Origin of the sequence: Paenibacillus aceti (assembly GCF_003614185.1) — a bacterium.
Taxonomy (GTDB): Bacteria; Bacillota; Bacilli; order Paenibacillales; family Paenibacillaceae; genus Fontibacillus; species Fontibacillus aceti.
Window position 1 is genome coordinate 3,000,869 of the sequence record NZ_KZ987724.1, and the last position, 16,975, is coordinate 3,017,843.

Below are 16,975 nucleotides of genomic sequence, written 5' to 3' on the forward strand. Positions count from 1 at the left end.
CAAACCCTTTCTCAACCTTTTACACTTCCAATAGTCAAACCTTTGACGAAATAGTGCTGCAGGAACGGATACAGTAAGATAATAGGCCCGATGGTCAGAACTGTGGTTGCCATCTTGACGCCCTCCTCTGGAATAGATGCAGCTGCAATCGATGAATTGGCTCCGCTTGAGGTCGCGTAAGAAATATTGGAAGTAATCGCCCGAATGAGCAGTTGCAGCGGGTAAAGCTCCCTTTCGTTGATCAGCATAAGCCCGAGCCACCAATCATTCCAATAGCTGATTGCATAAAACAGGCAGATGGTGGCCAGCCCGGGCAATGCGAGCGGTAATGCAATCCGGAATAATAGCTGAAATTCATTTGCTCCATCTATTTTCGCGGCTTCAAAGATTGAATTGTCAATGCCAGATATGAAGCTTCTCAGCACAAGCAGATTAAATGCGTTAATGGTGTAAGGAATAATCAAAGCAAGCAAACTATCATGCAGCCCCAGATACTTCGTCGTTATGATGTACCATGGAACAAGACCTCCATTAAACAGCATGGTGAAATAGACAAGAAACGAGATTGGCACCGCCATTTTCCATTCCTTTCTCGACAAGGCGAATGCCATCATGGTGGTAATCAGCATGCTGAACAGCGTTCCAACCACCGTAACAAAAGTCGTGACTTGGTAAGCGTCCAGAATGGTGGAGCCTCTTCCAAGCACATATTTGTATGCCGCCCAGGTTACTTCATGCGGGAATATATCGAAGCCGTTCGCACGAATATATTGCTCATCTGTAATCGATGTGGAAATAATGGTCATGAATGGAATAATGGCGACGATAACAAACAAAATCATATAAATATAGGCAAAAGCAGAAATGATCTTATCACTAGCAGACTTGGTTTTCATTCATTATCACACCTATCTGGATTTATCTTTTAGAACAGCGCGGCATCCTTGTCATACTTTCTCACTACGGCATTGGCCGTATAGACAAACAGGAAGCCAATAACGGATTGCAGCAGTCCGATGGCCGAGGACATCCCTACGTCATTCAAGGTTCGAAGCGCCCGGAAGACATAAGTATCAATGACATCCGTCGTGGAGAACAACAGGCTGTTATCGCCAACCAAGCCATAGATCATGCCGAAGTCGCCATAAAAGATCCGGCCTATAGCCAGCAGAAGCAAAATAATGATCGTCTTGGAAATACCGGGAATGGTAATATGCCAGATTTGCCGGAACTTGTTGGCACCGTCAAGTGCAGCAGATTCATATTGCTCCTGATCAATTCCCGTGATGGCGGCAAGGTAAATAATACTGTTGAAGCCAACCGACTTCCAGGAGTACAACAGCACGAGAATGGCCGGCCAATACCCGGCCTGGTTGTACCAACTGACCCCTTCCAGGCCCAGGTTCTTTAACCAATTGTTCACGATGCCGAAATCCGTATTCAGGAAGTTGTACGCAAATACAGCAACAATCACCCATGAAATAAAATTAGGGAGTATTACGAGCGATTGGGATATTTTCTTGAACCACACCAACCGGATTTCATTAATCAGAACTGCGGTCATTACGGCTAATGCAGTACCTATACCAATGAATAAAACATTTAGGAATAGAGTGTTGAAGACAACCCTCAATACGGAAAGCGTATCTACGGTTAGAAATTTAAAATTGTTCAGTCCATTAAACGGGCTCCCGAAAATCCCCAGATCCATACGGTATTCCTTAAAAGCTATGACAATACCAGCCATGGGCAAATAACTGAATAACAGGAAGTAGATTAATCCGGGTAACACCAACAAATATAAAAATTTGTTTTTGACTAAATCGGTAAACCTTACATGCAGGGCTCTCCTCATTTTTGTACACCTCATTTTCTCTATGTCGATTCTCTTGCCTCAGGGCCAAAATATAGCGCTTTCAATATCAAATCACAAGTTTAAAAACTAAATATTCCTTTTAATAATGTAGGTTGGACACGGCAAAAAAACATACATAAGGCCGATCTATGCATTTCAAACCTTAATCTGTGTAAATATCCTCAGTATCTTCCAGAAAATCGCCATTAAAAAAGACGTCCCTGGGGAACGTCTCAAACTCAAAAGCTAGTGTTTCTTCCGGTATTCAGTTGGAGCCAAACCCGTATGCTTTTTATACCAGGTTACAAAATAAGAGGAATTCAGGAACCCTACTTTTTCCCCGATTTCCTTGACCGTTAGCTTAGAATCCTTCAAATATTGATTCGCCTTCCGTATTCGCAGCTCCGTAACATACTCAAGAAACAGACAGTTAAACAATTCCTTGAACAGCCTGCCGAAATAAATGCCGTTGTAGTGAAAGCGTTCGGCAACCATTTCAATAGATAGCTCGGGATTACCATACTGCTCCTCAAGAAAAGCGGCAACCTTCTCCGCTAAATCCGACTTCTGCTGCTTTTTGTTTTCCTTTGAGCGGCAAATGGTCGTCCTAATGAACTCAACAAACCAATCCTCGATTTGCTGCAAAGATTCCTTCCGCTCCAGGCTCCCCAGCATTTCAATAAAATTGGAGGAGGTTGTCGAAACCGAGGGATTAGCAGAGGTAGCTGTAATCACGGAAAATAATAAATGATGCACCGAAAGCCGTATCTTATGATATGGCGCGAGTCGCAAGGAAGCAAAAATGTCTGCTACAGCCGCTTCAACCTTATCCTCCCTGCCTGCCTTGACGATCTCAAAGAGTGTTTTCTGTTTGGCATTTGGATAGTCAAAATCGTTATTCAGCCGTGATATCGCATCTTCGTAAATAATAATGCTGCCCTCTCCGCGAACAAGCCGATAAAGGGAAGCTTCTTTCGCACTTAAATAGGAGTCGCTAATCTCTTGAGCGCTCAGAGCAGCGCGTCCAATACCGATGGTTACAGTGATCCCATAAGTCCAAGCAACCTCCTGCTGAAGCTCCAGCATCGCGCTCATCACGGCATCAGGCAGAGCCGCTTCTTCTCCGCTGAATATAAGCACGATATCATGATCTACCTTAACCATTTCACTGAGAACCCGGGATAGCATAAACTGCTCGGTGAAGCTATACAGGACCGTGCTGATGGTATGGTCAATCTCTTCCTTCCGTTCGGCCAGTTCACGAATGTTATCCAGCTTCAGAACAGCCACATACAAAGCGGCGCTTTTCAGTAGATCGACACGCAGCTTATACTCCTCTGTATCCTCTGGCTCCGGATTCCGTACCCCATGCAGCAGTTCCTTAAGGTATTCGGCCTTTAGTGATACTCGCGATTTTCGGCTAGAAGCTTCCAACTGTTCAAATTGTGTAGCAATATTGGAATAAAACCTTGTCAATATCTCCATTTCACTAAGTTTCCCTTCCGGCAGCTCCCCCGTATAGGCCTGGAAGCGAAGCGTATTCCGGGCAAGCCTGGATAACGGTGAAGACAGCAGCCCACTCAGGAGCGCAGACACGCCCATGGCCAGAACAAGCAGCACCAGGCAGGTTATAATCGCCACCTGTCGGATTGCTGCGATCTGCTCTGTAGCCGTATCGTATGGAATGATAGAGACAAAATACCATCCAAGCTGCTCCGAATAAAGGGAAGACACCATGGACAGGGACTGATCTATCTTATCTGTAAAGCTTTCATTTCGATCTGCTTCTATAATACGCTGTACGTAATTCCGCTGGGAAATATCAGCAAGGAAACCGCTCTGCTCGAAGCCGAACACGATATGTCCTTTCTGGTCCAGGATCATAAGACCATCATTGCTCTTCATCTCATCCTCTTGATGATTAACAAAGCTGTCTATGGTCAAATTGACAATAATAGCACTAGTGATTTCGTTGGTTTCTAGATTTTTATCATAGTAGAAAATAGTATATACGTTCTGAACAGACCGCGTCGCTCCCTCAATGGACAGCTTGCGAGGGACCGCCCGACCCAGGCTCTGGACGGGAGCCTCCTTCAACCACTCGATCGTTGCGGCTTCGGCGTAGGCTTTATCGCGATCCGTACCGATTAATGTTTTACTTTGTCCGTTATATAGCGTTATAGAATAAATATTTTTATTGGTCAGCATCAGGTCATTTATTTTTCTTAAGGACGCGTTGTTCAGATAATAGTCGTCCGCCGCTTCACGGCTGTTGATGGATCTTATAATGTCATTATCCACAGATAATTGCAGCGTAATCAGTCTGGCCTGATCGATGATAAACTCGAACATGCTTGAGCTTTGCTCCAGCCGTTTTTGCGAGATTTCATTGATCTGTTCCGTCGAGCTCTTGGAGAAAGCATGGTACAGCAGGACGGTCATTGTTAAGGTAACAGCGACAAGCAGCACAACGAAAGAAAAAAAGAACTTGACAAACAGCGACCCCAAATGGATTTTCTCTCTGATATACTTCATCCCAGTCCCCCTTGTGTTGTTACCCGCCACAATCGTTATAAAGCGCTTTCATAATAATTGTAATTAACGATGTTAATTATACCACACCTGTAAATTCATGCTTCCCTCGATTCGTATCCGGGCCCGGATAGTTGTCGATTTAAACTCATACCGTAGAATTACTTTAAAATGATGCTTCCGTAACCAGCAAAGGGGTAGTCGATCACGATTCTTCCTGCCTCTGTATCTCCTATTCCGCTATACAGGTCGCATTTTCCGTCCTCGCGCATCACGATGCCTGAAGAGAAGGCGCAGTCCGTCAATTCCGGCTTTTTAGCCGCACCGTCGGGATAGCAGGTTCGGGTACCAATGATTTTCTGATCCATAGCAACATGATGAGCCACATCCAGAACAAATGAAAAATTCATATAGACCTGCTTCATCCCGCCGTCTTCCTCAGTAGTCTTGTAACAGATATGACCAATGACGCCAATATTTCCGCTGTCCAAATAATAGGCCTGGTTACAGCCCCCCCACTCATTTTGCTCAAATAAACCATAGATGTAAGGCGCATTCTCGACTACCTCCATCGTGAGCTCGTCAAGACTGTTAATGACGGTAAAGCCGATCATTGATTCACTGCCGAATGTCCTGCGGATCTCCTCGCTTCGTGGTCTGGAGAATACCCCAATCCTTCCCCCATCCATTTCAACCAAACGTATATCCTTCATATACTCGGGTCCTGTGGTGAAATAATGCAAATCGTCGATTTCCGTACCTTTGTAAAAATATCCGAAATACGTATCTACGCTATTTTGCTGGTAACGCACATGTGTTCCGCCCATAACCAGGGTATCGCCGATCAGGCTGATATACGGATCTTCCAATGGATAGATCATAGAATCAGGAACCAGCGTCCATTGGTCCTTGCCAGTCTTTTCAAATAGCCGTACCCAGGATCGGGCCCATTCGCTGCGTCTTTCCATTCGACCGAAAATATATTCCCGCCCTTTCCACTGGAACGGTATCGAGACATTATATACATCGTAGCCCTCTACTCCATAAAATGTAAGCTTTGCACTTTCATAAATAGACTTATTCATCTCAAAATGCTCTCGCCGCTCTATCAAATTCATTGACTATCATCCTTCCGTTTGTCTTCGTGACTTGTCGATTACTTGTCGATTAGTTTATCATGGACCGGCATCGGAATCTTACTTATATTTAGCCACAGACTACGCTATTTTCGCATTTATACAAACACCTATCGAACAATATACCAACAGTTCAGGCTTTATCTAATCCAAATAAGCTATACATTATTAAATAGAATATGCTATTTTGATGTAAGGAAAGGAGAGAGCCGAAGGAATGAACATTCAGATTCAGAAGCTGACCGCAGATGGCGGAATTGACGCCGAGTCGGAGGGACATTACAGAGACATAACGGGGATTGAAAATACATCAGGACCACACACCCATGATTTTTTTGAGTTTTTCGTCATCATTGAAGGAGCGGCTTATCATTGCATTAATGGTAAAAGAGAACTGCTGAATGAAGGCGCGCTTGTGTTCATGCGTCCGCAGGATGTCCACTATTATGAACAATTGCCCGACACAGATTGTCGGCTGATCAACCTGTCATTTTATGAAAAAACGCTGCTGGATTTGCTTGCCTATCTCGGTCCGGGATTTCCTAAGGAATCGTTCCTTAGTGCGGCTTTTCCCATCGTCATCCAGCTATCCCATCAAGAAAAGCGGCTGCTACAGCATCGCATGGAAAAGCTCTATCGGATTCCCCAGTATGAGAAGCAGTGGTATCGGGCCGAGCTTCGAGCTCTTTTAGCCGAAGTATACTGTCATTACTTAATGCATTCCGTTATTCCGGGAGTTAGCGAAAAGCCCGCATGGTTTCTCGATCTTTGCAAAGAAATGAAAAAGCCGGAGCACTTTATTGAAGGTGTCCCGGCGATGATTCGGTTATCGGGCAAATCTCACGCCCATTTATGCCGTATGTTCAAAGAATGGGAGCATGAGACGCCTCTGCAATATTTGAATCGGATTAAACTGCAATATGCGGAAAATTTATTACTCCATTCCGACTGGAGCATACTGGATATCTCATTAGAGGCGGGGTATGGAAATCTGGGACATTTTTATAAATCGTTTAAGAAGCTGTTTGGTAGAACACCCCAAGCCCATCGAAAAATGCATCATACCAAGCTCACTCCATTGATATGAGTTTTATAAATCGTGTTCAGTCTCGGATTTTTCAGGTTAACTATTCAGCTTGTACGATCGTGAGGCGGACACAAAAAGCGCAAAGGCTGCTTGCCTTCGCGCTTCACTTTTTGGTCTTATTCCAGGAAAAATTGCATCGTCCTGTCCGACGACTCCGGCAGATACTCATGTCCGAAGTCAGGATAAATAACGAGCCGCTTCTTCGTATTCATTTTATTGTAGGCTGCAAATTGCGTTGAAGGCGGACAGATGGTGTCCATTAATCCAACGATCATCATCACTTCGCCTTTTATCCGTTCAGCCAGGAACTGTATGTCGATATAGCCGAGCTTCTCGAATATTTCCTGCTCGCGCTCATGCAGCAAATCATAATAACGGAAATATGTGCGCAGTTCACTGTAGGCTTCCTGATCCAGATCCATGTCCCAGGTGCGTTTGTAATCGCTAAGGAAAGGGAAGATCGGCGCCAGTTTCTTCACCCTTGGCTCCAATGCGGCACAGGCTATTGTAAGCCCGCCTCCCTGAGATCCACCTGCTGCATATACGCGATCCGGGTCAACTTCCGGCAGTTCCATCGCTATCCCAGCAAGCTGTGCCGTATCCAAGAATATGTGGCGGAATAGCAGTTCATCCGGACGATCATCCAGACCGCGGATAATATGTCCATGGTGGGTATTGCCCTTCACCCCGCCTACATCCTCCGAGCTTCCCCCTTGGCCGCGGCAATCCATAGCAAGCACAGAGAATCCTAGCGAGGCATAGGCCAGTTTCTCACTCCAATCTCCGGCATGGCCAGAATAGCCATGAAACATAACTACTACCGGGTGAGGCGCCATTGTATGCTTGGGTCGCACATATTTCGCGTGAATCCTCGCTCCCTTCACACCGGTGAAATACAGGTCGAAGCATTCTGCATTCGGTGCTTGAAAGCTGCTAGGAACAAGCTCAATTTGCGGGTCCACCGTACGCATCTCCGCCAGAGCACGCTCCCAGTATTCATCAAAATCCGCCGGACGCGGATTGGTTCCTTGATAGGTCCTTAATTGCTCCAAAGGCATATCGATAATTGGCATATTTCCTCTCCTCTTCCCTTCACATTCGGCTCTCCTAACTTAACCTTGAACCGGCAACACTGATGCAGTTATTGCCTTCCTACTTTCTTCAGTTCACCCTCAGCTTCCCTATGGCTTATCTTCGTGTATCGGGAGGATAATTGTCACCGTGGTGCCTTGAAATTCCTCGCTCTCTATCGAGAGCTTCAACGGCTCCCCATAATACAATCGCAGACGCTGATAGACATTTATTAGTCCCACACCGCTGGAACGGCCCGTTGAATTCCGAACCCGAGACCGCTGCTCAGCCGCTGCCTCCGGCTCCAACATCAGCGATTGTCTGACCCGCTCCAGCTCCTCCTCGCTCATGCCGATGCCATTATCTTGTACGGTTAGTATCAAGACAAGACCAGACAACTTGGTGCGAATAAGCAGTTCGCCTTCGCCATATAAATCCTCGATTCCATGCTGCAGTGCATTTTCAATGATCGGCTGTAGAATGAATTTCAGAACGGGCAGCTTCATCGCCTGATCATCCAGCTCCCAGCGCACAATGAATTTGTTCTGGAAGCGCAGCTCCTGAATCGTCAAATAATTACGCGCATGCTCAAGCTCATCAGATAGGGCTACAACCTCACTGCCTGTATTGATCGTGAACCGGAATATTTTGGCCAGCGATTTAACCATCGTGCTTACTTCCGTTGCTCCATACTGACGGGCCCGCATATTAATCGCTTCCAACGTGTTATACAGAAAATGCGGATTGATTTGTTGCTGCAGCATGCCTAGCTCAGCCTTCATCCTGGACGTAACAAGCTTCTTCTCGCGAATTTCTTTATCTACATTTTCCTGCATTAGCTCGTGAATTTGCCGAAGCATTTGATTGAAACTGGCAACGAGCCGGCCGATTTCATCGCGAGGCTGCGCTTCATCGGTATCCGTTCTTCCCACCAATAGCGGTTCCTCATTCTCGATAGCCTGCTTCAACCGCTCGATCGGTCTAACGAGCAAATAAGCGATCTGTCTCATTACAAGGAGTATGATCATTATGATGAGCACAAGTAGAAGGCCGAACCGATAGAACATCGAATGGATCTTCAGATAAACGTCATCGATGGTCATGAAGATATACGAATACCAGCCTGGCTTCTCAAGACAGCGTTGAATAACCACTTGGTTGCTGCCTTCCACCTGTTGAATCTGCACGTCTAGTTCTTCCTTATCTGGAACGCTCCATTGACTGACCGCAGCTTCCTGGAATGATTTGGGTGTAAGATGCGAGTAGATTAATTTACCCTCATGATCGAGGATAACGAAGCTCTGCTTACGGTCTGTCGTCGCATACGAGAAGGCATCCTCCTTCAATACCACCTGTAGGAAAGCCGTAGTCGGCCTGTCCGCCACACCGGACGAAACCTCCAGCTTCTTCACAAGCATTAGAGCCGGGTGGCCGTATACATCCTTGAGTCCAGTCAACCAGACCATCTCTTCCGCTTCAAGCTGCTCCAGCACACTCTTCTCATAGGAATGCAGCTTGAACAAGGTGCGATTATTATTAAAGACTGAGGAATATTTGGCTACTCCGCTCACATCATAGATTACAAAATAAGAAATATCATTGAGTCCCGGATAGCTTGATACCGTGAAATCATCCATATTTCCTCTATACACATAAGGTGAGGTCAGGTTCGTCAGCCTGCTGTCCGTGGACAAACGATTTGTTAAATTCTCATACCGTTCCACTCGGCTCTGCAGCTCAGTAACTACATGATCCGAGGACTCTACGGATAGATCCACCGCTTTATCGAATACGTATCTGTACATTAAAAAAGCGTACATGACGATAGCAAGCAGCACGGGAATCAAGACCGAGGAGAGCAACATAATGAGCATCTTCTTGCGGATCGTAAACCTTGATAACCAGCCGTGCGAGAAGCGCTGTTCCGGTATGCTCCGAAAATCAAGATCATTCTCCTTCTTCCATACTGCTCGCGCCAAGGCCTGATAGGGATACATCACCGCATTGGCCAGTCGGTAGGCGATCACCAAGCTAAGCAGCAGACTGCAGGCAAGGAAGATAATAAAAGTATAAGTAGTGCCCCACTTCCCGATTGAATCATATTGCATCTGCTCGAAGATAATGACACGTATGCCATAAGGGGGAACGGGAACCGTCCTGACATAGTAACGGCCGTCCAGGGACTGCTCCCATTCCGTCTCGCCGGAAGCGGCCAGCTTGACCGCCTTCTCCATAGCTTCCCGTTCAGGCACATTGGTCCACAAAATCTGCTGATTCTCATCCAGAATCCCCGCGTACCCGCTCCAGATTCGGGATGAAGGCAGCTCGGCCGTAAGGATACGTTCGTCGAATACTATGACTGAGAGCACATTAAGCGCATTGACTCCGTTATTAATAATTAAATGTCCTTCGATGCTGGAAGCGAATTGATTTAACCGTTCCCATGTCTCCGATGGCAGTAATCCCCTCTTCTCCTCCAGCACGCTGGAGAGCATTCCTTCTGGAATATAAGCCGGCATACCGTAATAACGAGTCAACAAATCTAACAGCCCGGCATCCTGCAGATCCTCAATCCACGGAATTTGACTGTCATCAATCGATTCGCCTGATTTCATTGACTTACCGAAGTTTTTCTGGTTGATGTTATCGCCTATGAAATAGATACGTTCCACCATCTCCGGCGGCAGATGAAGCTGTTCCAGACGCGACGACAGCTCCTGCCGTGCGATCAGCTCTTCCTCAGGAGGGCGAAGGCTATAGAATGAACGTGCATACAGAATAAAGTCGTTCTGCTCCAGCTGCAGAGCCAGCGAGTTCATTTCATTCAGCTTCGAGATCATTTGGCTCTCGATATGCCGTGCAATATTCTGCTCGGATGCCCTTCTAATCTCGGAGCCTGTATCATTAATATTCCAATAGCCAATTCCGAATATAGTGATCTCAGATAATAGTGTTAGCAGCAGCGCTACACTGATAAGCATATTGCGGTGATAGCGGAACCTCACGACAGTTCTCTCCCATAAGCCGCATTGCGGTATTCAAGCGGAGAGAGCTGATTATATTTTTTGAATACTAATGTAAAGTATCTTGGATTCTCATAGCCGACCATTTCACCCACCTCATGCACCTTGTGATTGGTATGCCGGAGCAGGCTCTTGGCCTTCTCAATCCGGAAAGATGTAATATAATCGATATACTTCTGACCCGTCAGTTCCTTGAACAGGAAGCTTAAATAGCTGGCGTTCAGGTGTACATATTCGGCTACGTCATCACGCGTTATCGTCCGGTCATAATTGTGCTCAATAAATTGCTTAGCTTCTTGAATTAAGCGCTGTCCGTTGTTAATCTGCTCCACATTACACGCAGCCTCTTCCGGGTCTGCCGCCTCTATGCCCGGCAAATCCCTAAAGGATGTATCGTCCTGCTGAAAAAGCGCAGCTGCCTCCTGATAGGATCTGCAAATTTGGTTTGGCTGTTGTACAACTGTCCCAATGGTATAGATCAGCTTAGATTTAAACAGGCCTCGGAATCGCTTCAGACGTTGTATCACCTGCTCAAGCTCAACAGCCAGCGACTGCGGATCTTCCTTATAGCCGTCAATCGCCGCCCGATCCGTCCAGATCAGCGCACATTGCCCGTCGACATCGACATAGTGGTAGCCCTTACCCCATAGATCCTGCATCAAATTATCCAACGTAAATAAAATAAGGGCCCAATCCTTATCTCCAACCCCTCTCGGCCGTCTCGGATATTCTGTAAAACGCAGCAGGCACACAACATACTCTGTGTATTCCTCAAGCATAATTTCCGCAGCGCTGCTCTCCAGTTCAATCGTATCCTCTTTCATCTCGCTATACAGAAGATCCCGTAAAAAGCGCTTTCGTAAATGCTGTACCGATAGCTTTGCTTTGCGTTCCCAGGCTGCACGCTGCAGCTCATGCACCCGCTCCTGCTCGACCATCCGCACCGCCCTGGCCAATATTTTTCCGTAATCCTCGAAATCGAGCGGCTTCAGCAAATAATCGAGTGAGCCATGTTTCATACAGGTTCTCGCATATTCGAAATCATCATAACCGGACAATACGATAATCTTCATATGGGGATATCGGGAGGCAACCTTCTCCGCCAGCTCCAAGCCATCCATAAGCGGCATACGAATATCTGTCACCAGCAGGTCGATCTGCTCATTCATCATCGTCTGCAAGGCAAACAAGCCATTCTCACAATCTGCAACAACGTCAATATGATAAGAGGAATAGTCAAAGCTGCGCAGGCCTTGTCTAATTTCATATTCATCGTCAACGATCATCAATTTATATCGGTTGTCACTCATAGCTGCCCTTCCTTTCTTGTCTGCCATGCTCTGGATGCTGGTATATAGGATCTACAATCAGGAAACCGTCAGATTTTTTACAAATTCATTCACTTTGAAAGGCAGATTCTCCAGCATTTCTGCCTGCTTCCCGCCGATAACCAATCCTTCAATATGGACGCCATCAACGATATGCGAAGCATCAGAACCGTGAAATAACGAAGCTGTCCCCTCTGGAATCTTAATATTACGGAATGTAATATTAAGAATCTGTCCCGGCTCCTGATCGATCGACCAGCGGTCCTTGAAAATAAGACAAATCATCGCATGCTGCCGTTCTTCCTCAATGGTTATATTCTCAAAGCGGATATTCGAAATCGTTCCCCGATCACCAACGACAATACAGAGCGAACCGACCTCCTCCGTCCATACTGCTGTCATGTGAACCACATTGCAGTTTTCGAATATGACGTCTGAAATATCTGTTCTCGTCTCTCCGGCAATTCCGAAGCAGCGTACTTTATCGTTCCATACTGTGCAATCGGATACATAAATATCACGACCTCCTATCGCTGGCGGCGCATCCATCGCCTTTACAGCAACGGCATCATCGCCAGTACGAATGAAGCAATCGGTCACCTGAATCCGCTCGCAGTTCACAATATCGATTCCATCACTGTTCTCACGATAACCGATCAATGTCAGATCGGCAATGGAGGAATCGACACAATTGGACAGATGTACTGTCCAGTGTGAGGTTCCTACAATCGTCAGACCTTCTATCGATACATCTCGGCAGCCTGTCAGCAGCATCGCCTTGCGTGCATGCCAGTCCAGCATCGACATATCAATAATGCCTCTGCCATGAATTCGTATACTCTCAGCTTGCTCAGCAGTAATAAAATCAACGTAATTCGGCTTATTCGCCCAGTCGCTGGCAACAACAGGTGCTTCATCCTCCGGTACATACAGCTGCAGCACCGCTCCACCGGCAATATATAAAGATTCGCCGGACTGCAGTTCAAACGAGCTTACCTTATGCAAACCCGGACCATAATATTTCACCTTGCTATCCGTCGGATCGGCTGCCCCTTCTTCCTTGGCGTGCAAAGTAATAACTAGAGGACGCTCCGTATTCCCATTAGCCTCCACAATGATTTTCGCGGGTCTGTCTACAGGAATATGAATCTCTTGCCCAACCAACTTCGCCTCGATCCCTAAAGAGAGCGGGCGGATCACAGCCGAATCGGTACTCCCTCTTCTCTTGGCAATCAGATTGAAGCTTCCTGGATCACCGACGAAGCTTAAGGAGGCAAAAGAGAGCGGCCCTCCATTCGTAATTGGCGCAGCATATACAGGCACTGCCTGGCCTTCTACATACAACTCCCAATCACGGGACAGCACAAGTCCTTCCGGATCAGGTGCAAATGCGTCTTCGCCCTGCGTTCGCAATCTTTCCTCATCCGCGGCATAACCTATTCCAACAGGTGCACGATCTATTTTAATGATTGTTCCATTACTATTTATGATAATTTCTGCTTCCATCTTGATCTCTCCTCTGTAATTCTGCAACTCTCGCTGCGGTTTAAGACATCAGCATTAAGCTCCCCGCCTGATAGGCTGTCTTAAAGAAGGCCGGACGTTCATAAGGATGTGTATTCGGCAGATGCAAGGAGACAAGCAATTGTCCCTCAAAGGTTCGAAACAGCATGCCATGACCGCCGTTCTTCTCGAACAGCTGCTCACGCTCCTGAACCCATGGCCCTGTAATGCTGCCGCTCTCAGATCGGGCTATTCCGATTGCGTAGCCGTCCTTACCGTGGCTGGACCAGATCATCAGCAGCTTGTCGTCAGGTGCATGATAAAGGAAGGGACCGTCGGTTACAAAGTTCCCAGGCCCTTCTTCCTCCACTGGCCAATGTGCATCGGCAGCCCGGAACAAGACGAGCGGATCACTTGCTGGCTCAGACAGATCCGCCGCAAGGCGCATCGCACACATCTCGCCATTTCCCACCTGCGTCCATTCATGGCAGAAGATCATCCACGGATCACCATGCTCATCCGTGTACAGTGTACCGTCAAGGCATTCCCAATTCGCCGGCGTAACCGGCCCTTCCCCCATAGGCACAAATGGCCCTAGCGGAGCATCCGCTTTTAGAATCTGAGTCCCCCGGCATTTGCCCTCAGCTTTAAAGCTGGCGAACATATAATATCCGCCCTCATAATAATGCACCTCTGGCGCCCAGAAATGATGGTCCGCCCAGAAGCCCTCAGGCTTCCGGAATACGGGGAAGGGGCCTTCCCAATGGTGCAAGTCGCGGCTGCGGTAACCGTCAAAGCCAATAGCAGCGCCGCCCCATGAAGTCACACCCATCGTTCCGTACATGTAATAAAAGCCAGCGCCTTTATCGGCAAATACGAACGGATCACGGATGTGTATATCGCCAAGCTGCAGTAGCTTCTCTTGCGCTTCCTGATACGGCAAGCCTCCCGGCTGCATAGTATCCTGCTTCATCATATCTCGATTCAACCTACCCGCCCCCTACTTCACTTCGATATTCTTAACATAATCGTTCACGGTAAATAAAGGATCGTCTTTCTTCAGCTTCTCGCCGTTTACTCTTATATTCTCGAACCGGACATTTGAGATCAGCCGATCCTTGCTCCAGCCCTCAAGCTTAATTTCATTAGAACCGTCAGAATAGGATTCGATATTCCGATATGTGATGTCGCTGATCTGTCCAGGCCAAGTCCAGTTGCCCTGCAGCGCACCGAAATAGAACGTATCTGCCATCTGAATATTGATTAGGCGCTTCGCCTTTTCAACCCGGATATTCTCAAAAGTTATTTCACTGATCTCCGTCCCATGCAGCGCAAATATGTTGATGGCCGACCGGTCCGGCAATACATCAGGATGATCCCGATCATCATAATTGTGCAAAATATCAATATTGCTGAAGGTGATATTCCTGAAATAAGGCGCTACGGTCTCTGCACCAATACCAACCGCATTATTCGCATCCGCCCAGAGTTGGGCATTTTTGTACGTAATATTGTAGATAGGCAGTGCATCCTTTGGCTCCTCATGGGACAATCCCTTAATAGCTACCGCATCATCAGCGGAATGAACAAAGGCCCCGTCGAACACAATGTCATGGCTGCTGTTAATGTTAAATCCGTCACTGCTTGCAAACCGTGGACTTACCGCCTTATAGTTAGTCACCTCTATATTGCTGCTGCCATGCATCGCCGCTGTCCAACTGCTGGCATCCCGGTTGACAATAATATCCCGAACGACAGAATCGGTTACAAAGCCTAAAGTCAGAGCTATATCATCATATTCATCATTGGAACGGTAATCATTAAGCAATATGCCTCTGCCGCGGATCGTAATATTGCTGGCCTGATCCGCCCGTACTCTGCCACGCACCACAGCTCCACCGCTAATATAGAGCGTCTGCTCCGATTGCAGCATCAGCGGTGGTTCACCGTAATCTCCCAGATCATAAAAGCCCGGTTCAAAAAATATGACATTCGGATCATTCTTACCAGGGATATCCTCTTCCGGCTTCTGCGCGAACAAGTGCAGCACCTTCCCCTGATAATCGCCGTTGAGGACAAGCGTAACTGGAACCTGTCTATTTAATTCAAAGCGAATGGTATTCCCTTCACGTTCCCCCTTAATCCCTAATGATCTTGGAATAATCTCAAAGCTCTCGAATGGAAAATCCGGTGTAATCGCCATTTTACTGCGGCCCGGCATGTCAAAGTAACCGTAAGAAATCGGCTCATTCCAGCTATTAAGACCCGCGTTATACAAATCTATCTCCTGCTCTCCGGCAAAAACTTTGAAATCATAGGAGCGATAATTAGCAGGTAGGTCCTCAGGTGCTTTATAGTTGATAATCGGCTGGTCCTCCTTCAGTTCAGGAGGCAGGAGCGCCTGCTGTCCCTTAACGCCTGCTGAAGTGCAGCCCGAGATCATAGCTGTTAATAGACCGATCAACAGAAGTACAGTCACCACACTGTTACCGTGAGCTTGTGGACAGAAAACCGCTGGCTTCTTATTTCCCATGACATGTCACCTCTCAGCCTTCAATTTCTTTTTACCAGTCAGACACTTAGGCCCTTATAGGTGTTTAGCCTTTTACAGCAGAGGCTACTACTCCTTCTACCAAATAACGCTGGCCGATAAAGAAAACAACAATAATAGGCAGCACGAACATGACCAATCCAGCGCTCTGTACCTGCGTCATTGTAATATCCTTCTGTCCCGGGAAGACATAACCGATCGAGAACAATGCGGTGGCCAGCGGATATTTATTGTCCTGCAGGAACATAAACGGTGTAATATAGTCATTCCCCCATGCACCGTTGAAAGCCAGGATCGATACAGTCGCAACTACAGGTAAAGAGATCGGTAGGAATATATTCCAGAAAATACGGAATGTCGTGCACCCGTCAATTCTGGCCGCCTCCTCCAGATCACGCGGAAAACCCGCGAAGAACTGGCGGTATAAAAAAATGCTGAATGCACTACCGCCCAGGCCCCAGAAGAACCAAGGCCAAAATGTATTAACAAGACCTAGCTTAAAAAAGATGACGTAGGTCGGAATTTGAGTTACGATCCCCGGCAGCATCATCGTAGATAGCATGAGTAGGAACAGTACATTTTTGCCGGGTCCTCTTAATCTGGCGAAGCCATAGCCGACGAACGCGCTGGTTACTGTAGGAATAATGACCGAGAAGGCCGTAATAATGATTGAGTTCTTCGCATATCCCCAATAATCGATAAATGTGAGGGCATATTTATAGTTAATAAAATGCAGGCCCGTCGGTAGGAATGTTGACGCTGCTCCTACCTGCTGCAATGAATTCGTAACCAGCCAATATAGAGGCATCACGAACAATACGGACAAAGCAATGAGCAAAGCATATACCGTTATTCGGAAAGGCAGTCTCTTCATCCCCGCGTTTACCAT

At 46.9% G+C, this 16,975-nt stretch carries 12 protein-coding genes; 1 reads left to right on the forward strand and 11 read right to left on the reverse strand.

The window, feature by feature from the left end:
* Window positions 1-11: 11 nt before the first annotated feature.
* The 4 genes from BFJ94_RS13375 to BFJ94_RS13390 all read right to left on the reverse strand — a co-directional run bounded on the left by BFJ94_RS13375 (window position 12) and on the right by BFJ94_RS13390 (window position 5,505).
* Window positions 12-896, reverse strand: coding sequence for a carbohydrate ABC transporter permease (locus tag BFJ94_RS13375; RefSeq protein ID WP_120463120.1), 885 nt, complete (start codon window positions 894-896; stop codon window positions 12-14).
* 29 nt (window positions 897-925) lie between these two features.
* Complete coding sequence (locus BFJ94_RS13380; RefSeq protein WP_240431911.1) at window positions 926-1,711, reverse strand: ABC transporter permease subunit; 786 nt, start codon at window positions 1,709-1,711, stop codon at window positions 926-928.
* Window positions 1,712-2,101: 390 nt separating this feature from the next.
* Window positions 2,102-4,390 carry a helix-turn-helix domain-containing protein gene (locus tag BFJ94_RS13385; protein WP_120463122.1) on the reverse strand — a complete coding sequence of 763 codons (2,289 nt, stop codon included), beginning with the start codon at window positions 4,388-4,390 and terminating at the stop codon, window positions 2,102-2,104.
* A gap of 158 nt (window positions 4,391-4,548) precedes the next feature.
* Window positions 4,549-5,505 carry a DUF1861 family protein gene (locus BFJ94_RS13390; RefSeq protein ID WP_120463123.1) on the reverse strand — a complete coding sequence of 319 codons (957 nt, stop codon included), beginning with the start codon at window positions 5,503-5,505 and terminating at the stop codon, window positions 4,549-4,551.
* Between the two features lie 235 nt (window positions 5,506-5,740).
* Here BFJ94_RS13390 and BFJ94_RS13395 point away from each other — a divergent pair, with 235 nt between their 5' ends.
* The gene (locus BFJ94_RS13395; protein WP_120463124.1) at window positions 5,741-6,610 is read left to right on the forward strand and encodes a helix-turn-helix domain-containing protein; all 870 of its coding nucleotides are present in this window, start codon (window positions 5,741-5,743) and stop codon (window positions 6,608-6,610) included.
* Between the two features lie 116 nt (window positions 6,611-6,726).
* On the opposite strand, the gene BFJ94_RS13400 is transcribed toward BFJ94_RS13395, so the two are convergent.
* The 7 genes from BFJ94_RS13400 to BFJ94_RS13430 form a co-directional block, all read right to left on the reverse strand.
* A complete protein-coding gene (locus BFJ94_RS13400; RefSeq protein ID WP_120463125.1) occupies window positions 6,727-7,683 on the reverse strand; it encodes an acetylxylan esterase in 957 nt (318 codons plus the stop codon).
* A 108-nt stretch (window positions 7,684-7,791) separates the two neighbouring features.
* Complete coding sequence (locus BFJ94_RS13405) at window positions 7,792-10,686, reverse strand: sensor histidine kinase (protein WP_120463126.1); 2,895 nt, start codon at window positions 10,684-10,686, stop codon at window positions 7,792-7,794.
* Window positions 10,683-12,014: a response regulator gene (locus tag BFJ94_RS13410; RefSeq protein ID WP_162944280.1), complete on the reverse strand. Its 1,332-nt coding sequence runs from the start codon at window positions 12,012-12,014 to the stop codon at window positions 10,683-10,685. Before BFJ94_RS13410 ends, BFJ94_RS13405 begins: the two co-directional genes overlap by 4 nt.
* Before the next feature lie 57 nt (window positions 12,015-12,071).
* Window positions 12,072-13,538: a glycosyl hydrolase family 28 protein gene (locus BFJ94_RS13415; RefSeq protein ID WP_120463128.1), complete on the reverse strand. Its 1,467-nt coding sequence runs from the start codon at window positions 13,536-13,538 to the stop codon at window positions 12,072-12,074.
* A gap of 40 nt (window positions 13,539-13,578) precedes the next feature.
* Window positions 13,579-14,523: a glycoside hydrolase family 43 protein gene (locus BFJ94_RS13420; RefSeq protein ID WP_229716845.1), complete on the reverse strand. Its 945-nt coding sequence runs from the start codon at window positions 14,521-14,523 to the stop codon at window positions 13,579-13,581.
* A 12-nt stretch (window positions 14,524-14,535) separates the two neighbouring features.
* On the reverse strand, window positions 14,536-16,068 hold the full coding sequence (locus BFJ94_RS13425; protein ID WP_120463129.1) for a glycoside hydrolase family protein: 1,533 nt from the start codon (window positions 16,066-16,068) through the stop codon (window positions 14,536-14,538).
* 64 nt (window positions 16,069-16,132) lie between these two features.
* Window positions 16,133-16,975, reverse strand: coding sequence for a carbohydrate ABC transporter permease (locus tag BFJ94_RS13430; protein ID WP_120463130.1), 843 nt, complete (start codon window positions 16,973-16,975; stop codon window positions 16,133-16,135).